Below are 20,298 nucleotides of genomic sequence, written 5' to 3'. Positions count from 1 at the left end.
ACCGACTTTTCCTCTTTCGACCTCGCGGCGCTCCTTTCTCATGGGGAGCGCCGTTTTTTCGTGTCAGAGTAGCTCGTCCTTGAGCGTCTGCACCGCGTCACGCCAGACTTTCGCGCTGGAATCAGAGGGCATGCGCCAGTCTCCACGCGGGCTCAATGCGCCCGCAGAGGTCAGTTTGGGACCGTTGGGAATGGCCGAACGCTTGAATTGGGAATTGCCGAAGAAGCGCCGAGCAAACTCACCCAGCCAGTGCAGGATGGTCGCCCGGTCAAAGGCGCGTTGGTCAGCGTCCGCCACATGGGGCGGCCAGTCGCCCGCCGCCTTGTCGCTCCAGGCCTGCTCGGCGAGGAAAGCAATCTTGGCCGGCGAGAAGCCGTGACGCACCACATAGTGCAGGAAGAAGTCATTGAGCGGGTAGGGGCCGATGGCGGCCTCGGTGCTCTGGATCGCGCCGTCCGCGCCTGCAGGCACCAGCTCGGGCGAGATCTCGGTATTGAGCACATCCATCAATGCACGTGACACGTCCGCGCCGTATTCCTCACGCCTTGCCGCCCAGCCGATCAGGTGCTGGATCAGGGTTTTCGCCACGCCGGCGTTCACATTGTAATGGCTCATATGATCGCCGACGCCATAAGTGCACCAGCCTAGCGCCAGCTCGGACAGGTCGCCCGTTCCGATCACCAGCCCGCCCTCATGATTGGCCATGCGGAAGAGATAGTCGGTGCGGAGCCCCGCCTGCACGTTCTCGAAGGTGACGTCGTACTGGTCCGCGCCATCCGAATAGGGGTGATTGAGATCGGCCAGCATGCGCTCGGCGGCGGGACGGATGTCGATCTCGCGATGGGTCGCGCCCAGCCCTTCGATCAAGGCCAGCGCATTCCTGCGGGTGCCTTCGGAGGTGGCGAAGCCGGGCAAGGTCACAGCGAAAATGCCGGACCGATCCAGTCCCAGCCGGTCAAAGGCGCGGGCGGTCACGATGAGCGCCTGGGTGGAATCAAGCCCGCCCGAAACGCCGATCACGGCGCGCTTCAGACCGGTCGCTTTCAGGCGCTGAACGAGCCCTTGCACCTGGATATTGTAAGCCTCGTAGCAGTCCTCATCGAGGCGGGTGGCGTCATTGGGCACAAACGGGAAGCGATCTATGCTGCGCTCCAGCGCGATCGCGGCGTCCCGGTCCATGTCCAGCGTGAAGCCGATGCGCGTATAGGCTTTGAGGGCGTCCGCATGTCGCGCGCAGGCGTCGCGCCAGGTGGACAGGCGCGCGCGTTCGCCGGTGATGCGCTCCAGATCGATATCAGCATAGAGCACCGCAGGCGTGTCATTGAGGAAGCGCTCGCCCTCGGCCAGCAGCTCGCCTTGCTGATAGGCCAGAAGCTGGCCGTCCCAGGCGAGGTCCGTGGTGGATTCCCCGGTCCCTGCCGCCGAGAAGACATAGGCGCCCTGGGTGCGTCGTGACTGGGCGTCGCACAGGGCCGCCCGCTCGCGCGCCTTTCCGATCGTGGCGTTGGAGGCGGACAGGTTCACCATCACGGTCGCCCCGGCCAGCGCGCCATGAAGGCTCGGCGGGATGGGTGACCAGAAGTCCTCGCAGATCTCGGCATGAACGACGAGGCCGGGCAGGTCGAGCGCTTCAAAGAGAAGATCCGTGCCGAAGGGCGCGATATGACCACCCACCGAGATCGTGTCCTCGATCACGCTTGAGGCGTCGGAGAACCAGCGCTTTTCATAGAATTCGCGATAGTTCGGCAGATAGCTCTTGGGGATGACGCCCAGCAACTGGCCGTCCTGCACCGCCAGCGCACAGTTGAAGAGCTGGCCAGAGCTTCTGAGCGCGCACCCGAAGAAGATCAGGGGCCGCAGGCCCTCGCTCGCTTCGATGATCCGCGCCGCCGCGTTCTCAGCGGCGTCCAGAAGCGCCGTCTGATGATGAAGGTCATCCACGGAATATCCGGTCAGGCCCAGTTCCGGGAACAGGCACACGGCGGCATGACGCTCATGGGCCTGTCGCACCAGTCCGATCAGCGTTTCGGCGTTCGCCAGCGGCTCGGCCAGATGAACCTCCGGCGCGAAGGCGGCGATGCGGGCGAAGCCGTGGCGGTAGATATTCGTGAATGCGGACATGAGGTCACCTGTCAGAGGGGCGGAGCCCCCTTATGCTCAGGATGAGTATTTATCGGCAGAAGCGGCGATCGTCTACTCAGGCCGCGTTGATATCCACCGCGTCGGTCAGGTCCTCGACCATGGAGGTGAACTGATCGCTCACCTTGGCGCCCGTGAAGAGCGCGCGGGTGAAGATCGCCTTGCGCGCGTCCACGCCATGCATGCGGGCGAAGGACAGGTCGGCCGCCTCCGCCTGAAGATGATGAAGGTCTGCGCCGGACAGATCCGCATAGCGCAGGCAGGCCTCGGCGATGGATGCGGCGAGCAAACGGTCATTGGGCAGGACCAGCGGGCCCAGCTGCGCTTCGCGCAGATCGGCGTTGTTCAGCTTGGCGCCCTTGAGATCGGCGCCGCGCAGATCCGCGCCGCGCAGAGATGTCATCCGAAGGTCCGCGCCGGACAGTTTCGCGCCCTGAAGTTCCACGCCTTCCATATCAAGGCCATAGAGAATGGCGTTGCGCGCCTGAAGCGCGGTGAGATTGCGCCCGGCCAGCGATTTGAGCCCGCGCAGGTCCTTGTCATTGAAGGTGGAGGGGGCGCCTTCCGCGCCGCCGGTCTCGCACCAGCGAGCATGGCGATCGAGCGCCTTGGCGGTTTCCCCGCCCGGATCGGCGATCTCGGGCGGCGGGGCATCGCGCAAGGCGCCTTCCAGATTGGCGCGCTGGAACTGGCACATGTCGGTCTTGGCGCCGATCAGCACGCAATCGCGCATATCCGCGTCACTCAGGTCCGCGCCATAAAGGTCGGCGTCCTGAAGGTTCGCGCCGGGAAAGCGCGAACCGCGCAGATTGGCGCGGGTCAGCCGCGCCCCGATCAGGACCGCATCGGTGAAGTCCGATGATTGGGCCACGGCCCCGGTCATCTTGGTCTGGGACAGGTTTGCGCCCTTGAAGCGGGCTTCGCTGGCTTCGCCGGGACGCTGTTCATGGGTGATGACGGCGAGGCCCTTTTCCCGGTCCACCTGGGCGATGGCGCCTTCGCGCAGGTCCGCCTGGCTGAGGTCCGCGCCTGTCAGGTCCGCGCCGCGCAGGATCACCCCGCGCATGTCCGCCCGGTGCAGCACGGCGCCCGAGAGGTTCGCCTGTCGCATGTCGGCGGCGAAAATCGTCGCACGGGTCAGATTGGCGCCGGAAAAGTTCGTGCCCTCAAGAATGGCGCCTGACAGGTCGGCATCCGCCAGGTTGCGGCCTGAAAGATCAAGCCCCTTGAGGATCTTGTAGGAGAAATTCGCCCGGGCGCCGCCCATGCGCCCGTTCATGAGAAACTCATGCTTGCGGCAGGCTTCATCCACCTCAAGCTGGGTCAGGGGCTGATACTGGATAGGCTTGCCGATCATCTTTGATCCGTTACGGGCGATGGGCGTGGCCGCCCGTTATGGGCGAGTGTGGCCCACTGCCTGTTAACGCTATCTTGTCGGAGCGTGCAAAGCCGGCGTTTTTATCGCTGACGCACCCGGGTCAGGCCCTGTGCGCCCAGCCGGTCGAGCGCGGCCCCGGTATCCTCTCCCGCCTGCAGAACGAGATCGGCGTCAAACAATCCAGTGCGAGGATCGGACGCCAGCAGGGGGCGGCCAGTCTTGAGCCGCTCGAAAAACCCGGCGTTCAGAGCGATTGCGTCCGCTTCCCGCACACCCTCAAGAACTGCGATGCCGGCGTCCGCCAGCATCGTCATGCCGCGCCCCGCCACATGCTCGAACGGGTCGCGGCAGGCGATGACGACTTCCGCCGGATGAGCGGCGATCAGGGCCTCGGCGCAGGGCGGCGTCTTGCCGTAATGAGCGCAGGGTTCAAGCGTGACGTAGACCGTCGCGCCTTCTGCACGGGCGCCCGCTTGCTCGAGAGCCTGCGGCTCGGCATGGGGACGTCCGCCAGGGGCGGTGGCCGCGGCGCCGATAATGCGTCCGTCCCGGACAATGATGCAGCCAACAGACGGGTTGGGCGCGGTCTGGCCCAGGCGCGCATAGGCCAGCGCCAGCGCCGTATCCATGTAGCGCAGATCCTCAGCCGTGACCGGGCGTGAGGTCATGGGATCACTTCGCAAAGTCGAGCGGCTGGGCGCGATCTTCATCGAGATAGCGCGCGGAGACCGGCTTGAGGCCATCGAGCTCGATCATCAGCGGGTTGCCGGTGGGGACTTCCACCTTGACGATGTCGTCTGCAGAGACGTCAAACAGCATCTTGATCAGCGCGCGCAGCGAATTGCCATGGGCGGAGATCAGGATGTCCTCGCCTGCCTTGATCTTCGGCGCGATGGTGCTGTCGAAATAGGGCGCGACGCGATCGAGCGTCAGTTTGAGACTTTCCGTGCCCGGCAGCAGCGCCGGATCAAGACTGGCGTAACGGTCGTCAAAGCGCGGATGACGCTCGTCGGTCGTTTCAAGGGCCGGCGGCGGAATGTCATAGGAGCGCCGCCAGATCTTCACCTGCTCCTCGCCATGCTTCTCGGCGGTCTCGGCCTTGTTCAGCCCGGTCAGCGCGCCGTAATGGCGCTCATTGAGCAACCAGGTCTTTTCCACAGGAACCCAGACCCGATCGACGCCCTCAAGCGCGAACCAGAGCGTGCGGATGGCGCGCTTGAGCACCGAGGTGCAGGCGAAGTCAGGTTTGAACCCGGCCTCAGCGAGCAGTTCGCCGCCGCGTTTGGCCTGTTTGACGCCCTCTTCGGTCAGATCCACATCGACCCAGCCCGTAAACCGGTTCTCAAGGTTCCAGACGCTCTGGCCGTGACGGGTGAGCACAAGACGGGTCATGATGGGATACTCCGAATTTTTCAGGATTTTGAGCTGTCGCTAAGCCGTTTCAGGTAAGCGCCGTATTCATTCTTGTAGCGGAGGCTGATCGCAGCCAGCTGCTCGCGCGAAATCCATCCATTCCGCCAGGCGATTTCCTCAGGGCAAGCGATTTTAAAGCCGTTCTGGCGCTCAGTTGCGCGCACCCATTCACTGGCTGTGACCAGACCGTCCAGGGTTCCGGTGTCCAGCCATGTCGTGCCACGGGGGAAACGAACCACATTCAATGTTTTCTCGGACAGGTAGAGTTTGTTGAGGTCGGTGATTTCGAGCTCGCCCCTCGTTGAGGGAGACAGAGAGCGTGCTTTCTGTGATGCTGTTTCATCATAAACGTACAGACCTGTAACGGCCCACTCGCTCCGTGGGTTGGACGGTTTCTCTTCCAAGCTGATCGCAGCGCCGTTCTCGTCGAAATCCACGACACCGAATTGTGACGGATCCTGAACCGGAAACGCAAAGATCGTAGCTCCTTGACTGGGTTGAACGCTGTCCAGCAGCAATCCCGTGAGTCCGGTCGAGTGCAGGATGTTGTCACCCAGCGCCAAGAGGCTGGGGGCGCCGTCTAGCCAGCTCTCTGCCAGGATGAGGGCTTCGGCCACCCCTTTGGGTTCCGCCTGGACCTGATAGGAAATGTGCATGTTCCAGTCAGAACCATCGCCCAGCAATCGCTTGAACTGGTCAATATGATCTGGTGTCGAGATGACGAGCACGTCCTTGATGCCCGCTAGCATCAGGGTGGAGAGGGGGTAGAAAACGAGCGGTTTGTCATAGATGGGCAGCAATTGTTTGGAGACCGACTGTGTTAGCGGCGCAAGTCGTGTCCCCAATCCGCCAGCCAGCAGAATACCCTTGCGGTGTGACGTTTCCCGAGAGGTGATGTTGTTATGTGTCATGGGTTGCATTTACCGACTCGCCCGCCAGGCGTCGAGCATCAAGCCAAGGCTTTGCTGCCATTGTGGGGAATGCAAACCCGTCGCCTCCTTGAGGCGGTCGCCCCCAAGGCGGGATCGCTTCGGACGCCGGGCGCGGGTTGGATACTCTTCACTGGAGACTGGAATCACCCGGGTCCCGATGGCAGAGCCTTCCTGTTCAAGAAAGGCCGCGGCGAAACCTGCCCAACTGACAAAGGGCTGTCCGGCGCAATGAAACACACCGTAGGCCGAGGGGGATCTGGCCAGTGCGAACAATCTGCGGGCAAGCTCAGCGGCCGGGGTGGGGCCGGTTATTTGATCGTCCACAATTCTCAAAGTCTCTCTGGAGGCCGCAAGGTTGAGGATTTTACAGGGAAAGTCATCGCCGAGCCCTGAGAAAACGGCGGATGTTCGGACAATGGTTGTTTGATCGTATGAGTTGAGCGCCTTGAGCTCACCCTCAAGTTTTGACTGGCCGTAGAAGTTGATAGGGTCCGGCTCGGAATCTTCAGTGTAGGGCGTATCGGACTCTCCATTGAACACATAATCAGTGGAGACGTGAATAAACCGACTGCCCTGGCTGGCGCAGGCCTTTGCCATTTCACCAGGCGCATCTGCGTTTATGGCGTTGCAGAGGAGCGTTTCGTCTTCAGCTCGATCGACGGCGGTATAGGCCGCAGCATTGATGACGAAACGTGGCTGAAGCCTTTCGATCAGAGCGCGTGCGTGTCCAGGGATGGTGAGGTCCGCGATGTCTCGGCCTGCGCAGAGCAAAGAGACGTCTTCACAGCGCGCTTGAGCCGCCAGGGAACGCGCAAGCTGACCGGATTTTCCAAAGATCAGGAACTCGGGTGCTGCAGCCAATGCCATTAGATGTTTCCCAGGCGTTCGCGCTTATAATGCTGAGCCAGAGGGCGCCACCAGTCTTCATGGGCGAGATACCAGTCTACTGTCTTCTTCAGTCCAGCCTGAAAGGTCTGGCCTGGACGCCAGCCCAGCTCGGCTTTTATGCGAGATGCGTCGATGGCGTAGCGTCTGTCATGCCCTGGGCGGTCTGACACAAACGTTATCAGCTCACGATGGGAGTCCGGTTTTTCAATGCGTTCGTCGAGGATGTCACAGAGCAGGTACACGACATTCAGGTTCGTCTGTTCTGCATTTCCTCCTACGCAATACGTCCGACTGGCCTCGCCTTTTTCAGCGATCAGCCGCAAGGCACGCGCATGATCGTTCACATAAAGCCAGTCACGCACCTGTCCACCATCTCCGTAAACCGGCAGCGGCTTGCCCTCTAATGCGTTCAGGATCGTCAGCGGGATGAGTTTTTCCGGAAACTGGCGGGGTCCGTAATTGTTTGAGCAATTGGAGATGCGGACATCGAGGCCATAGGTTCGCGCCCACGCTCTGACAAGATGGTCGGAGCTTGCCTTGGTTGCGGAGTAGGGAGAAGAGGGAGCGTAAGGACTGGCTTCGTCAAACTGGCCCGTATCGTGGAGATCACCGAACACTTCGTCGGTCGAAACGTGAACGAAAGTGACTTTGCGCTCAGGATAGGTGTCACGCCAGTCTCGGGCCGCTTCCAGAAGCTCGAAGGTTCCAATCACATTGGTTGTGACAAAATCAGTCGCTGCGTCGATGGACCGATCGACATGGGTCTCGGCCGCGGCGTGAAAAATGACGTCAGGATCGGCAAGCTTGAATGCATTTCGGACGGCGTGTCTGTCGCGAATGTCACCCTTCACGAGTGTGCAGTGATCAAGCTGTTTCAGGAGCGCTATGGTCCCGGGGGCTGCAGCGTATGACAGGGTATCAAGGACGGCGACCGTCCATCCTGCATCTATCAATTCCGCAACCAATGCTGAACCAATAAAGCCGGCCCCTCCGGTAACCAGCGCGCGAGGACGTTCAGAAGACATCAGGAAGACTCGTAGGTGAAATGAACATCGCTGTTCTTCAGCTGAGGCGCTTGCCGGTCCTTGTCTGACAAGACGGGATCCGCGACTCCCCACGCCAGACCCAGGAAGGGATCATTCCAGGCTATGCTGCGATCATGGGCCGGGCTGTAGGGCGCGGTCACCTTGTAGCTCACCCTGGTGTCAGGGGCGCGTGTGAGAAAGCCATGGAGAAAGCCTTCGGGTATCCAGAGCTGATGCGGAGTGTTTTCATCAAGCTCAATCCTGACCGACTGGCCAAAGGTGGGAGAGCCTGTCCGTACATCCACCACAAAATCCCAGATAGCGCCTGTTACGACACTCACCAGCTTTCCCTGCGCGCAAGGCGGTAGCTGGCAGTGCAGCCCCCTGAGCGTGCCGCTCGCGCTTGAATAAGACAGGTTGTCCTGAACAAAACTCTGCACGAAGCCCAACCCGGCCAGTTTGTCTGAAGACCAGGTTTCGTTGAACCAGCCCCTGTCATCGCGGAACCGTTTGGGCGAGATGAGCTTAACGTCGGGTATTTGAAGAGAAGTGAGCTGCATCTTGCACGTATTTTTCGAAGCTGGAGTGTGGTCCGTCATCTAGCAAGGCTCGTGCGACGCTGCTAGAGGGAATGAGGATATCTCTTGGGAGTTCTGATGCCTGAACACGAAACTGAATACGATGCTGGTGAAATACTGGCGTCGATGCGACGGACGCTGTCCCTTGAGATGTCCGGTCTCTCGCAATTGTCTGACGCTCTTTCAGAAGAGGCTGTTCGTGTCGTCAAGCGGATTGCCGGGCTCAAGGGAAGGCTGATCTGCGCCGGTGTCGGCAAGTCTGGCCATGTGGCGCGCAAGATCGCTGCGACATTGGCGTCCACCGGCACGCCTGCCTCCTATGTGCACCCGGCTGAAGCCAGCCATGGCGATCTGGGGATGATCACGGCCGATGACGCTGTGCTGGCGCTGTCAAACTCGGGAGAGACGAAGGAACTGGGCGACATGATCGCCTATTGTCGGCGCTTCGGCGTGCCGTTGATCGGCATGACGGCGGGGGCGGAGTCCACGCTGGCGAAAGGCTCTGACATCCTTCTGCTCTGCCCCAAGGCTCCCGAGGCGTGCGGCGAGACCCGCGCGCCCACCACCTCGACCACGATGATGATGGCGTTTGGCGATGCGCTCGCGGTGGCGCTGATCGAGGCGCGGGGCTTCACTGCGACCGATTTTGCGCGCTTTCATCCCGGCGGCGCGCTCGGCTCGGCGCTGGCGCGCGTCGATGAGCTGATGCATGCCGGCGACGCCATGCCGCTCGCGCCCGAGCTCGCCAGCATGGGCGATGCGCTGATCGTGATGAGTGAGAAGGGGTTTGGCTGCGTCGGCGTCACCGATGGCGACGGCAAATTGTCGGGCATCGTCACCGACGGCGATCTGCGTCGCAGGATGGGCCCGGACCTGATCGAGCTGTCGGTGAAGAGTGTGATGACGCCCGGCCCCATAACCACCACGCCCGGCGCCCTGGCCTCTGACGCCCTGCGCGTGATGACTGCGGGCAACCGCAAGATCACTCAGCTTTTTGTCTGCGATGAGGCGGGCAAGCCGGTGGGGCTATTGCATATCCACGATCTTCTGCGCGCCGGGGTCAGCTAGGGCGCGGCGATCCGGCCCTTTGCCACCGGTCCGAACGCGGTCTAAGACGGCGCACACCCTCAGGCCTTCAGCATGACGAGGCATCTTCATGAACAGTACGGCGACCTCTCCCTTGCGCGCAGGCGTCATCGGCGCAGGCGTGTTCGGGGGCTATCACGCTGGCAAATACGTCGAGAACCCGGACACCACGCTGACCGCGATCTTTGACCCTGATCAGGCGCGCGCCCAGGCCCTGGCGGACAAGCATGGCGTCACGGCCTATTCAGAGGTGGGGCTGTTCCTGGAGGCTGTGGACGTGGTCACCATCGCCAGCCCCGGCGTCACCCATGCTGAAATGGGCGCACGGGCGCTTCGCGCCGGCAAGCCCGTGCTCATCGAGAAGCCGCTGGCGGTGACCGGCGAAGAAGCCGATCAGTTGGTAAGGCTGGCGGCCGAGCATCAAGTGGCGCTGGCCTGCGGGCATCAGGAACGGCTGGTCTTCGACGTCATGGGCCTGACTGGCATCCAGACCCCGCCCCGGCGCATCACCGCCTGGCGCGAAGGCCCGTGGAGCGGTCGAAGCACTGACATTTCCGTCACTTTCGACCTCATGGTGCATGACCTTGATCTGGCGCTGACCCTGATCGGTCAGGCGGACGCCGAAACTCTGTCCGTCGAGGGCAAGACCGAGCGTAGCGACAGTCTCGACGAGGTGAGCATGTCGGCGCGCTTTTCCAATGGCGCCGAGCTTGAACTCAAGGCCAGCCGGATCGCGGATGACCGGCGCCGCGGCATGGTGGTGGAGTATGAGGCGGGCGTGATCGAGATCGATTTCGTGGCCCGCACCTTCAAGAACACGACCGGCTTTGACCTCAACCCCGATTACATGGACACGCCTGAAGGCCGCGATCCGCTGGGCGCGAATGTGGCGCGATTTGTGGAGGCGGTTCTGGGACGGGCGACCGGACCTGCCGCTCCGGGTGAGGCGGGGGCTGCGGCAGTCCGGTTCGCCGAACGCATTGATGCGGCTGCAGGGCAATAGCCGTCACACTTGTTTGCTAATTCCGTACGCGGCAGAGTTGCGAAAAGACGGGGGCGCGTTTCACTTCGCGCCGATCACAGGGGACCAGAATGCGCACCGACCTTCAGCCCAATACCTGGGAATTTGAAACAGAAGCGTTCGTGACGCCCACCGGGTTTCGCGAATATGACGCGCGTTGGTGGTTCGGCCATCCGGGCTCGGATCAACCGCCCCAGATCAATCTGTATGGCGTCCAGGCGCTGGGCCTGGGTCTTGGCACGCTGATCCACGAGCTGGGCAAGGAACCCAGGATCGTCACCGGCCACGACTTCCGCAGCTATTCACTCAGCGTGAAGCAAGCGCTGGAAGTCGGTCTGATGCAGGCGGGCATCGAGGTGCACGATATTGGTCTGGCGCTCTCGCCAACGGCCTATTTCGCCCAGTTCCATCTCGACATCGCCTCGGTGGCCATGGTCACCGCCAGCCATAACTCCAATGGCTGGACCGGCGTGAAGATGGGCGTCGAGCGCCCGCTCACCTTTGGTCCCGATGAGATGAGCCGCCTGAAGGAGATCGTGCTGAACGATGAGGGCGTGGCGCGCCCGGGCGGGGGTTATGTGCGCGAGACCGGGGTGGCTGAAGCCTACAAGGCCGAACTGTCCAAAGGCGTTTCGCTCAAGCGCAGGATCAAGGCCGTGGTCGCGTGCGGCAATGGCACGGCGGGCGCGTTCGCGCCTGAGACCCTTGAAGCCATGGGTGTTGAGGTGATCGCCATGGACTGCGAGCTCGATCACACCTTCCCCAAATACAATCCCAATCCTGAAGACATGAAGATGCTGCATGCTCTGTCGGATCGGGTGAAGGAAACGGGCGCGGATATCGGCCTTGCCTTTGATGGAGATGGCGATCGCTGCGGCGTGGTTGACAATACCGGCGAGGAGATCTTCGCGGACAAGGTCGGCCTGATGCTGGCGCGCGACCTGTCTGAGCGTCACAAGGGCGCGAAATTCGTTGTGGACGTGAAGTCCACCGGCCTGTTCGCCATTGATCCTGTACTCAAGGCCAATGGCTGCGAGACTGAGTACTGGAAGACCGGCCATTCCTATATCAAGCGCCGCGCCAATGAGCTGGGCGCTCTGGCCGGGTTCGAGAAGTCCGGGCATTTCTTCCTGCAGCCGCCGGTCGGACGTGGGTATGATGACGGCATCGTGGCCGCGCGCTGCATTCTCGAGATGCTGGATCGCAATCCGGGCAAGTCTGTCGCCGATCTCAAGGCGGATTTGCCGGTCAGCTATGGCTCGCCCACCATGTCGCCCGCGTGTTCGGACGAAGAGAAATATGCTGTGGTCGAGCGCATCGTCGCCAGTTTCCAGGCGAAAGAGGCCGAAGGCGCAGACGTCGCAGGTCGCAAGATCATTGATGTGAACACCGTCAATGGCGTGCGTTTCACCCTTGAGGGCGGGGCCTGGGGTCTGGTGCGCGCCAGTTCGAACACCCCCAATCTCGTGATCGTGGTGGAGAGCCCCAACAGCGCGGACGACGTCAAGATGATCTTCGCGGCCATCAAGGACGAGCTCTCCCGGCATCCCGAGATCGGCGCATTTGACCAGGAACTCTAGCTCGCCGCCTGTGATTTTGGGTTGTCACATTCTGGCCGGAATGGCCTATCAGAAACCGGTCAGCAACCCTGGTTCTAGGAAGGAAACCCCATGCGCGTAGCAATGATCGGGACTGGATATGTGGGTCTGGTTTCGGGGGCGTGTTTTGCTGATTTTGGTCACCATGTGACCTGCATCGACAAGAATTCGGAGAAGATCGATCAGCTTCGCTCGGGCGGGGTTCCGATTTACGAGCCGGGCCTTGATCTTCTGATCGAGCGCAATGTGCGCGAGGGCCGCCTGGATTTCGAGACGGATCTGACCGATGCGGTGAAGGCGGCGGATGTGGTGTTCATCGCGGTGGGCACGCCGTCGCGGCGGGGCGATGGTCATGCGGATCTGAGCTATGTGTACGCGGCGGCTGAAGAGATCGCGCGCTCCATGGACGGGTTCACGGTTGTGGTGACCAAGTCCACCGTGCCGGTGGGGACGGGCGACGAGGTTGAGGCGGTGATCCGCAAGACCCGTCCGGATGCGGAGTTCGCGGTGGTGTCCAATCCCGAATTCCTGCGCGAGGGCGCGGCGATCGAGGACTTCAAGCGCCCTGACCGTGTCGTCGTGGGCGTTGAGAACGACACTGCGCGCGAAGTGATGCGCGAGCTCTATCGTCCGCTGTTTCTCAACGAGACCCCGATCGTGTTCACGGCGCGGCGCACGTCGGAGCTGATCAAGTACGCGGCGAACGCGTTCCTGGCGATGAAGATCACCTTCATCAACGAGATGGCGGATCTGTGCGAGGCGGTGGGCGCGGACGTGCAGCAGGTGGCCAAGGGGATCGGCCTGGACAACCGGATCGGCAACAAGTTCCTGCATGCCGGTCCGGGCTATGGCGGCTCGTGCTTCCCGAAAGACACGCTGGCGCTGACGCGCACGGCGCAGGAGCATGACAGCCCGGTGCGTCTGGTGGAGACGGTGGTCGACATCAATGACAAGCGCAAGGCGGCGATGGCGGACAAGGTCATCAAGGCGTGCGACGGCGATGTGTCGGGCAAGACGGTGGCGGTGCTGGGGCTGACCTTCAAGCCCAATACCGACGACATGCGCGATGCGCCTTCGCTCGACATCATTCCCGCGCTCCAGAAGGCGGGGGCGAGGATCAAGGCGTATGACCCGGCCGGCGCGCTGGAGGCGGAGAAGCTTCTGAGCGATGTGGAGATGACGTCCGGCGCCTATCTGTGTACGGAGGATGCGGACGTTCTGGTGATCATCACCGAATGGAACGAGTTCCGCGCGCTCGATCTGGATCGTGTGAAGGAGTCCATGAAGGGCTCCATCCTCGTGGACCTGCGCAATATCTACGACCCCGCAGACATGAAGGGCCGCGGCTTCAATTATGTCAGCGTGGGGCGATAGGGTTTCCGGCGCCTGAAATCTGCCGCAGTAATTGTTGAAGCCTTTCACGCCATTAAGGCGTGTGGGGCGCTGGCCAGGTCGGGCCGCTATGGCTATCGAAGGCGGCAGGGCCCGGTTTGGAGTCAGGAGCAGCTCATGTGCGGCATTGTCGGCATCGTCGGATCGACCACGGTAACAGAGCGCCTGGTGGAAGGGCTGCGGCGGCTTGAATATCGCGGCTATGACTCTGCGGGCGTTGCGGTGATCACGCCGGAGGGCGTGCTGGAGCGGCGCCGTGCGCCGGGCAAGATTTCAGGTCTGGACCAGGCGATCGCCAGCGACCCGGCCGATGGCGCTGTCGGGATCGGCCATACCCGGTGGGCGACCCATGGCGCGCCGACGCTGGAGAACGCCCACCCCCATGCCTCAGGCCCGGTCGCGATCGTTCACAACGGCATCATCGAGAACTATGCCGAATTGCGCGAAGAGCTGAAGGCGGCCGGCTTTGCCTGTTCAACCCCGACCGACTCGGAAGTGATCGCGCATCTGATCGCCGCGGGCCTGAAGCGCGGTCTCGACATGGCGGGCGCGTTTCATGCCGCCGTGGACCGCTTGCGCGGCGCCTATGCGTTGGCCGCTCTGAATGTCGAGGATCCGGATGCGCTTTACGTGGCGCGCTCGGGCTGTCCGCTGGTTGTGGGGCTGGGCGAGACCGAGGGCTATGTCGGGTCTGACTCCCTGGCGCTCGCAGGCTGGACCAACAAGGTGATCTATCTTGAGGAAGGTGACCGGGCCATCGTCACTGCGGGCGATGTCCGCATCCTTGACGCCCAGCAACGCCCCGCCAATCGCGAAGTGCATGTTTCCCGCGCTGTCGCCGGCTTTGCGGACAAGGGCGAGTACCGGCACTTCATGGAAAAGGAGATCCATGAACAGCCCGACGCGATCGCTCACACCCTGTCGCGCTATGTGGATGTGGACGCCGGCCGTTTCACCACCGACGGGCTTCTGGACTGGAAAGCGATCAACCGTCTTCTGGGTACGGCCTGCGGCACGGCGTTCTACGCCGCTGCGATTGGCAAGTACTGGTTCGAGAAGCATGCCCGGCTGTCTGTCGAGATCGATGTGGCCTCCGAGTTCCGTTATCGCGATCCGGTGATCGGCCCGAAGGATGCGGCGCTGTTCATCTCCCAGTCGGGCGAGACCGCCGACACGCTCGCCGCTTTGCGCTATTGCAAGCAGGCGGGCGCAAAGACGCTGGCCGTGGTCAATGTGGCCGAATCCTCCATTGCCCGCGAGGCGGACGCCATCGCCCAGACCCAGGCCGGACCCGAAATCGGGGTGGCCTCGACCAAGGCCTTCACGGCCCAGTTGACCGCCATCGCCTCTCTCGCGATCGGCGCCGGTCGCGCCCGGGGCGTGCTCACCGAAGCGGATGAAGCGCGCTTCGTCACGGCGCTCCTGGAAACGCCGCGCCTGATCAATGCCGCTCTCGGGGTTGAGCCGCAGATCGAGAAGATCGCCCAGCGGCTGACCCAGGCGCGGGACGTGCTGTATCTCGGCCGCGGAGTCTATCATCCGCTGGCCATGGAAGGCGCTTTGAAGCTCAAGGAAATCAGCTACATCCACGCCGAAGGCTATGCCGCAGGGGAACTCAAACATGGCCCGATCGCGCTGATCGAGGAGGGGACGCCGGTGGTGGTCGCCGCACCGCATGACGCGCTGTTCGAGAAGACGTTGTCGAACATGCAGGAAGTCGCCGCCCGTGGCGCCGAGATCATTCTGATCACGGATGAGCAGGGCGCTGCACTGGCCGTGGACACGGCCGAGCACATCGTCACCATGCCCGAATGCCCCGAGTTCATCCGCCCCATCGTGGCGGCGGCGCCCATCCAGCTTCTGGCCTATCACACGGCTTCACTCAAAGGCACCGATGTGGACCAGCCGCGGAATCTGGCGAAGTCCGTGACCGTTGAGTAATCGCGCTCGCGCAGACATTGCGGCGAGACGGTTCAGAAGCTATCAACCATGCGGATCATGCTCAGGGGGCAAATGATGTCGGGCGCCGTTCGCAAAGCAGTCATTCCGGTCGCAGGGTTTGGGACGCGCGTGCTCCCGGCGACCAAGGTCATTCCGAAGGAAATGCTGCCGGTCTATGACCGTCCGGCCCTGCAATATGTCGTCGACGAGGCGCTGGCCGCCGGAATCGAACACTTCATCTTCATCACCGGGCGCAACAAGGGCGCGATCGAGGACTATTTCGATCACGCCTATGAGCTTGAAGATGCGCTGGCGCAGAAGAACAAGACGGCGCTCCTGGAGACCTTGAACACGCTTCGTCCCGAGGCGGGGACCTGCAGCTTCGTGCGTCAGCAGGCGCCGAAGGGGCTGGGCCACGCCATCTGGTGCGCCCGCGATCTTGTGGGCGATGACCCCTTCGCCGTGATGCTGCCTGACATGATCATGGATGGCGCGACGCCCTGCCTGAAAGGCATGGTCGACGCCTATGCCGGGACGGGCGGGAACCTGGTCTCGGTTGAAGCCGTGCCCGAGGAAGACGTATCCAAGTACGGCGTCATCAAGCCGGGCGCGGACAAGGGCGTGCTGCTGGAAATGCTGGGCATGGTGGAGAAGCCGCCGGTTGATCAGGCGCCGTCCAATCTGATGATTTCGGGGCGGTACATTCTGGAGCCGCGGATCATGGAGCTTCTGGGCAACCAGGCGCCCGGCGCCGGCGGGGAAATCCAGCTCACCGATTCCATGGAGACCCTGCTCAAGACCCGCCCGTTCCACGCCTACAAGTTCGAGGGCGTGACCTATGACACCGGCTCGCCGCAGGGCTATCTGGAAGCGTTCGCCGCCATGGCGCTGAAGGCGGACCACACCGCCAGCGAGGCGGTGCTCTCGGGCCTTCTGAAGGGCGATCGGCGGGTCTAGCCCGCGGCCTGGCGGATGGCGTCACCGGTCAATACGACAAAGATCTTGAACTTGGGTTTGCGTAAGGTCGAGATGGCCACCGAAACAGCTAGTTGCAACCCGACACACTATCCTGATGACGGGCATTCTAAGCAAGCATGTAGTTCAAAGTTAAAGGATCTGACCATGACACTCGACGCTCTCGCCCGGTCCTTTGGTCAGATCTGCCTGGAGGCCGCCATCCCGGTGATGGAGGTCTATGAGAGCGACTTCACCGCCGAGCAGAAGGCCGACAAATCGCCCGTCACGGAAGCGGACAAGCGCGCCGAAGTCATCATCCTCAAGGCGCTCGCCGAGCTGATGCCGGATGTGCCTGTGCTGGCGGAAGAAAGCTTTGAGGCCGGCATCCGGCCTTCTGTCGAGGACGAGTTCCTGCTCGTCGACCCCGTTGACGGCACCAAGGAATTCATCGCCAAGCGCGGCGAGTTCACCATCAATATCGCCCTGATCCGTGACGGCGCTCCGGTCGCGGGCGCGGTCTACGCCCCGGCCCTCAAGCAGCTCTATCTGGGCGGTGAAACCGCCTTTACCGGCGCATTCGAACCGGGGGAAACCCTGACGTCTGAGAAACTCTCACCGGCCCATACCCGCGAGAAACCCGCATCCGGCATGACCGCCGTGATGAGCCGGTCGCATGCGGATGAACAGACGAAGGCCTTCGCCGAAGCCCAGGGCGTCACCGAGGCGGTGTCGGCGGGCTCTTCCCTGAAGTTCTGCAAGCTGGCGGAAGGCGCGGCCGATCTCTATCCGCGCTTCGGACCCACGATGGAGTGGGACACGGCCGCGGGACACGCCGTGCTGAATGCCGCCGGCGGCGTCGTTACGGATCCGCAGGGGGCACCCTTCCGCTACGGCAAGACCGATGCGGGCTACAAGAACGGCGCCTTCGTGGCCTGGGCCCAACCGCCGCGTTAGCGGCCTGACGGGCGACGACGGATCACAGGACCCGTCGTCTGGTTCAGGCCCTAGCCAATGAAGCCGCGCTCGATCAGCGTCTCGATCACGCGCTCGGCCGCATCCTCTGCAGACAGATCGCCCGTCTTGAGGTGGATCTCGGCGCTTTCGGGCGCTTCATACGGACTGTCGAACCCGGTGAAATTCTTGATCTCGCCAGCTTGCGCCTTCTTGTAGAGGCCCTTGGGATCGCGCTGCATGCAGACCTCCAACGGCGCATCGACGAAGATCTCGATGAACTCCGCCTCGTCCACCAGTTCGCGCACCATCTGACGCTCGGAGCGGAAGGGCGAGATGAAGGAGCAGGTCACGATCAGGCCCGCATCCACGAACAGCTTCGCCACCTCCCCGATCCGGCGGATATTCTCCACCCGGTCCACATCGGTGAAGCCCAGATCCTTGTTCAGCCCATGGCGGACATTGTCCCCGTCGAGCGAGTAGGTGTGACGGCCCGCTTCGGCCAGCTTGCGCTCCACGAGGTTGGCGATGGTGGACTTGCCCGCGCCCGACAGGCCCGTGAACCACAGCACAGCCGGTTTCTGGCCCTTCATGTCGGCGCGGCGCGCCTTGTCCACATCCATGGCGTGAGTGTGGATGTTGCTGGCCCGGCGCAGGGAGAACTCGATCATGCCGGCGCCCACCGTCTGGTTGGTGAAGCGGTCGATCAGGATGAAGGAGCCGGTCTCTCGCTGATCCTTGTAAGGATCAAAGGCAATGGGCCGCGAGGTCGAGAGCGTGCAGACGCCGATTTCGTTCAGCTTGAGCGACTTGCCCGGCTCTTTCTCGAAGCTGTTGACGTTCAGCTTGTGCTTGAGGGTCGTGACCGATACGGGCGAGACCTGTCCGCCGGCCTTGAGCAGATAGGACCGTCCCGGAAGCATTTCCTCCTCGGTCATCCAGAGGATTTCCGCGGCGAACTGGTCAGAGACTTCCGGGCGCTGCTGCGGGTCCGCCAGCATGTCGCCGCGTGCAATGTCGATTTCACGATCAAGGACCAGCGTGACAGCGTCGCCCGCGCTCGCGGTTTCGAGATCGCCATCGGCCGTCACCACACGGCTGATCTTGGCCGCCTTGCCGGAATGCGCGACGACTACATCATCGCCGGGCGCCACGGCGCCTGACGCCACAGTCCCGGAGAAACCGCGGAAATCGAGATTGGGACGGTTCACCCATTGCACCGGGAAGCGGAAAGCATAGGCCGCTTCCTTCTCGGTGTTGGTGTCCACACGCTCGAGATGCTCCATGAGCGTCGGGCCGTCATGCCATTTCATGGCGTCCGAGCGGGAGAAGATGTTGTCGCCATAGCGCGCGGAGATCGGGATCGGCGTAATGGTCGCAAAGCCCAGATCTTCGGCGATGGTGAGGTATTCGGAGACGATCTCGTGGAAGCGGGCGCGGGAATGCTCCACCAGATCCATCTTGTTCACCGCCAGAACGGCATGACGGATGCCCATCATGTTGGCGATATAGGTATGTCGCTTGGTCTGGGTCAGCACGCCCTTGCGCGCATCCACCAGAATGATGGCGAGGTCCGCCGTCGAGGCGCCCGTCGCCATGTTGCGCGTGTACTGCTCGTGACCGGGCGTGTCGGCGACGATGAACTTGCGCTTTTCCGTATTGAAGAAGCGATAGGCCACATCGATGGTGATGCCCTGCTCGCGCTCGGCCTCAAGGCCATCCAGCAGCAAGGCGAAGTCGATTTCCTCACCCGCAGTGCCGTGCTTGCGGGAATCGCGCTCAAGCACCTTGATCTGGTCTTCGAAGAGCAGCTTGGAGTCATACAGAAGTCGGCCGATCAGGGTGGATTTGCCGTCATCCACAGAGCCGCAAGTGATCACTCGCAGCACCCCGTTCTCCCCCGCCCGGGTCAGACGTTCGGCGACTTCAGCGCGGATTGCATCATCAGCCATCTTAGAAATACCCCTCGCGCTTCTTCTTCTCCATGGAGCCCGCCTCGTCGAAATCGATCAGGCGGCCTGCGCGTTCGGACGTGCGCGCGGTGAGCATTTCAAGAACAATGTCATCAAGCGTTTCCGCCTCGCTCTCCACAGCGCCGGTGAGCGGGTAACAGCCCAGCGTCCGGAAGCGGATCTTGCGCATTTCCGGCGTTTCGCCGTCCTCGAAAACCATCCGTTCGTCATCGACCATGATCAGCGTGCCGTCGCGCTCCACAACTGGTCGTTCGCCTGCGAAGTAAAGCGGGACAATGGGAATGTCCTCTTCCAGGATGTATTGCCAGATATCGACTTCGGTCCAGTTGGACAGCGGGAAGACGCGAATGCTCTCACCCTTGCGGATCCGGGTGTTGTAGGTGCGCCAGAGCTCGGGGCGCTGATTGCGCGGGTCCCAGGCGTGGGCGGCGTTGCGGAAGGAGAAAACGCGTTCCTTGGCGCGGGACTTCTCCTCGTCCCGGCGACCGCCGCCAAACGCGGCGTCATACCGCCCGTCATTGAGCGCCTGCAGGAGCCCTTCGGTGCGCATCACCTGGGTGTGCAGCGCCGACCCATCCGTAAACGGATTGATCTCGCGCTGTTTGCCCTCTTCATTGACCCACACGATCATGTCGAGCCCCAGAGCCTCGCTGAGCGCGTCGCGAAACTCGCCCATGGCCTGGAACTCCCACAAGGAGTCGATGTGCAGGAAGGGAAAGGGCGGCCTGGACGGGAAGAAGGCCTTCATCGCCAGATGCAGCATGACCGTTGAGTCCTTGCCGATCGAATAGAGCATGACCGGACGCTCGAACTCGGCCGCCACTTCACGCATGATGTGAATGGCCTCAGCCTCCAGCGCCTTGAGATGTGGAGAAAGCTCACGCGCCCGTGGCTGGGCTCCGCTCTGGAAGCGTTGCGCATAGGTGCGGATGCGCGTCTGGATGTCGGTCATGACGACGCCCCTTGGTCATGAAAGGATCAGCGGATGTGGTAGTCAGTTTATGAGCTTTTGCATAGCGCAGAAAC

The 20,298-nt window shown here is 62.4% G+C and carries 17 protein-coding genes; 7 read left to right on the top strand and 10 right to left on the bottom strand.

Features of this window, described 5'->3' with window-relative positions:
* Positions 1 to 63: 63 nt before the first annotated feature.
* From OA2633_RS07680 to rfbC, 8 genes are all read right to left on the bottom strand, one after another.
* The gene (locus tag OA2633_RS07680) at positions 64 to 2,121 is read right to left on the bottom strand and encodes an NAD(+) synthase (protein ID WP_009801952.1); all 2,058 of its coding nucleotides are present in this window, start codon (positions 2,119 to 2,121) and stop codon (positions 64 to 66) included.
* Positions 2,122 to 2,197: 76 nt separating this feature from the next.
* Positions 2,198 to 3,496, bottom strand: a complete 1,299-nt coding sequence (locus OA2633_RS07675; RefSeq protein ID WP_009801951.1) for a pentapeptide repeat-containing protein — start codon at positions 3,494 to 3,496, stop codon at positions 2,198 to 2,200.
* A 101-nt stretch (positions 3,497 to 3,597) separates the two neighbouring features.
* Positions 3,598 to 4,185: a bifunctional diaminohydroxyphosphoribosylaminopyrimidine deaminase/5-amino-6-(5-phosphoribosylamino)uracil reductase RibD gene (gene ribD / locus OA2633_RS07670; RefSeq protein ID WP_009801950.1), complete on the bottom strand. Its 588-nt coding sequence runs from the start codon at positions 4,183 to 4,185 to the stop codon at positions 3,598 to 3,600.
* 4 nt (positions 4,186 to 4,189) lie between these two features.
* Positions 4,190 to 4,909: a 2,3-diphosphoglycerate-dependent phosphoglycerate mutase gene (gpmA, locus tag OA2633_RS07665; protein WP_009801949.1), complete on the bottom strand. Its 720-nt coding sequence runs from the start codon at positions 4,907 to 4,909 to the stop codon at positions 4,190 to 4,192.
* A gap of 20 nt (positions 4,910 to 4,929) precedes the next feature.
* Entirely contained in the window at positions 4,930 to 5,850 is a 921-nt protein-coding gene (gene rfbA / locus OA2633_RS07660) for a glucose-1-phosphate thymidylyltransferase RfbA (protein WP_009801948.1), read from the bottom strand.
* Positions 5,851 to 6,729, bottom strand: coding sequence for a dTDP-4-dehydrorhamnose reductase (gene rfbD, locus OA2633_RS07655; protein WP_009801947.1), 879 nt, complete (start codon positions 6,727 to 6,729; stop codon positions 5,851 to 5,853).
* A complete protein-coding gene (rfbB, locus tag OA2633_RS07650; protein WP_040612543.1) occupies positions 6,729 to 7,775 on the bottom strand; it encodes a dTDP-glucose 4,6-dehydratase in 1,047 nt (348 codons plus the stop codon). The genes rfbD and rfbB overlap by 1 nt, the downstream gene beginning before the upstream one ends.
* A complete protein-coding gene (gene rfbC, locus OA2633_RS07645; protein WP_009801944.1) occupies positions 7,775 to 8,335 on the bottom strand; it encodes a dTDP-4-dehydrorhamnose 3,5-epimerase in 561 nt (186 codons plus the stop codon). Before rfbC ends, rfbB begins: the two co-directional genes overlap by 1 nt.
* 96 nt (positions 8,336 to 8,431) lie before the next feature.
* Between rfbC and OA2633_RS07640 the strand changes: the two genes are divergently transcribed.
* From OA2633_RS07640 to cysQ, 7 genes are all read left to right on the top strand, one after another.
* Positions 8,432 to 9,421: an SIS domain-containing protein gene (locus tag OA2633_RS07640; RefSeq protein ID WP_009801943.1), complete on the top strand. Its 990-nt coding sequence runs from the start codon at positions 8,432 to 8,434 to the stop codon at positions 9,419 to 9,421.
* An 88-nt stretch (positions 9,422 to 9,509) separates the two neighbouring features.
* Positions 9,510 to 10,442 (top strand): Gfo/Idh/MocA family protein, encoded by a 933-nt coding sequence (locus OA2633_RS07635; RefSeq protein WP_009801942.1) that lies wholly within the window; start codon positions 9,510 to 9,512, stop codon positions 10,440 to 10,442.
* Positions 10,443 to 10,531: 89 nt separating this feature from the next.
* Positions 10,532 to 12,040 carry a phosphomannomutase/phosphoglucomutase gene (locus OA2633_RS07630; protein WP_009801941.1) on the top strand — a complete coding sequence of 503 codons (1,509 nt, stop codon included), beginning with the start codon at positions 10,532 to 10,534 and terminating at the stop codon, positions 12,038 to 12,040.
* Positions 12,041 to 12,130: 90 nt separating this feature from the next.
* Positions 12,131 to 13,432: a UDP-glucose/GDP-mannose dehydrogenase family protein gene (locus OA2633_RS07625; RefSeq protein WP_009801940.1), complete on the top strand. Its 1,302-nt coding sequence runs from the start codon at positions 12,131 to 12,133 to the stop codon at positions 13,430 to 13,432.
* Positions 13,433 to 13,567: 135 nt separating this feature from the next.
* On the top strand, positions 13,568 to 15,391 hold the full coding sequence (gene glmS, locus OA2633_RS07620; RefSeq protein WP_009801939.1) for a glutamine--fructose-6-phosphate transaminase (isomerizing): 1,824 nt from the start codon (positions 13,568 to 13,570) through the stop codon (positions 15,389 to 15,391).
* Positions 15,392 to 15,463: 72 nt separating this feature from the next.
* Complete coding sequence (gene galU, locus OA2633_RS07615; protein ID WP_009801938.1) at positions 15,464 to 16,348, top strand: UTP--glucose-1-phosphate uridylyltransferase GalU; 885 nt, start codon at positions 15,464 to 15,466, stop codon at positions 16,346 to 16,348.
* A gap of 165 nt (positions 16,349 to 16,513) precedes the next feature.
* Positions 16,514 to 17,302, top strand: coding sequence for a 3'(2'),5'-bisphosphate nucleotidase CysQ (gene cysQ, locus OA2633_RS07610; RefSeq protein ID WP_009801937.1), 789 nt, complete (start codon positions 16,514 to 16,516; stop codon positions 17,300 to 17,302).
* Between the two features lie 50 nt (positions 17,303 to 17,352).
* On the opposite strand, the gene cysN is transcribed toward cysQ, so the two are convergent.
* Complete coding sequence (gene cysN / locus OA2633_RS07605; RefSeq protein ID WP_009801936.1) at positions 17,353 to 19,251, bottom strand: sulfate adenylyltransferase subunit CysN; 1,899 nt, start codon at positions 19,249 to 19,251, stop codon at positions 17,353 to 17,355.
* A gap of 1 nt (position 19,252) precedes the next feature.
* On the bottom strand, positions 19,253 to 20,224 hold the full coding sequence (gene cysD, locus OA2633_RS07600) for a sulfate adenylyltransferase subunit CysD (RefSeq protein ID WP_009801935.1): 972 nt from the start codon (positions 20,222 to 20,224) through the stop codon (positions 19,253 to 19,255).
* Positions 20,225 to 20,298: the final 74 nt, after the last annotated feature.

Source organism: Oceanicaulis sp. HTCC2633 (genome assembly GCF_000152745.1).
In the GTDB taxonomy this organism is placed as follows: Bacteria; Pseudomonadota; Alphaproteobacteria; order Caulobacterales; family Maricaulaceae; genus Oceanicaulis.
This window is presented reverse-complemented; position numbering and strand designations above follow the sequence as displayed.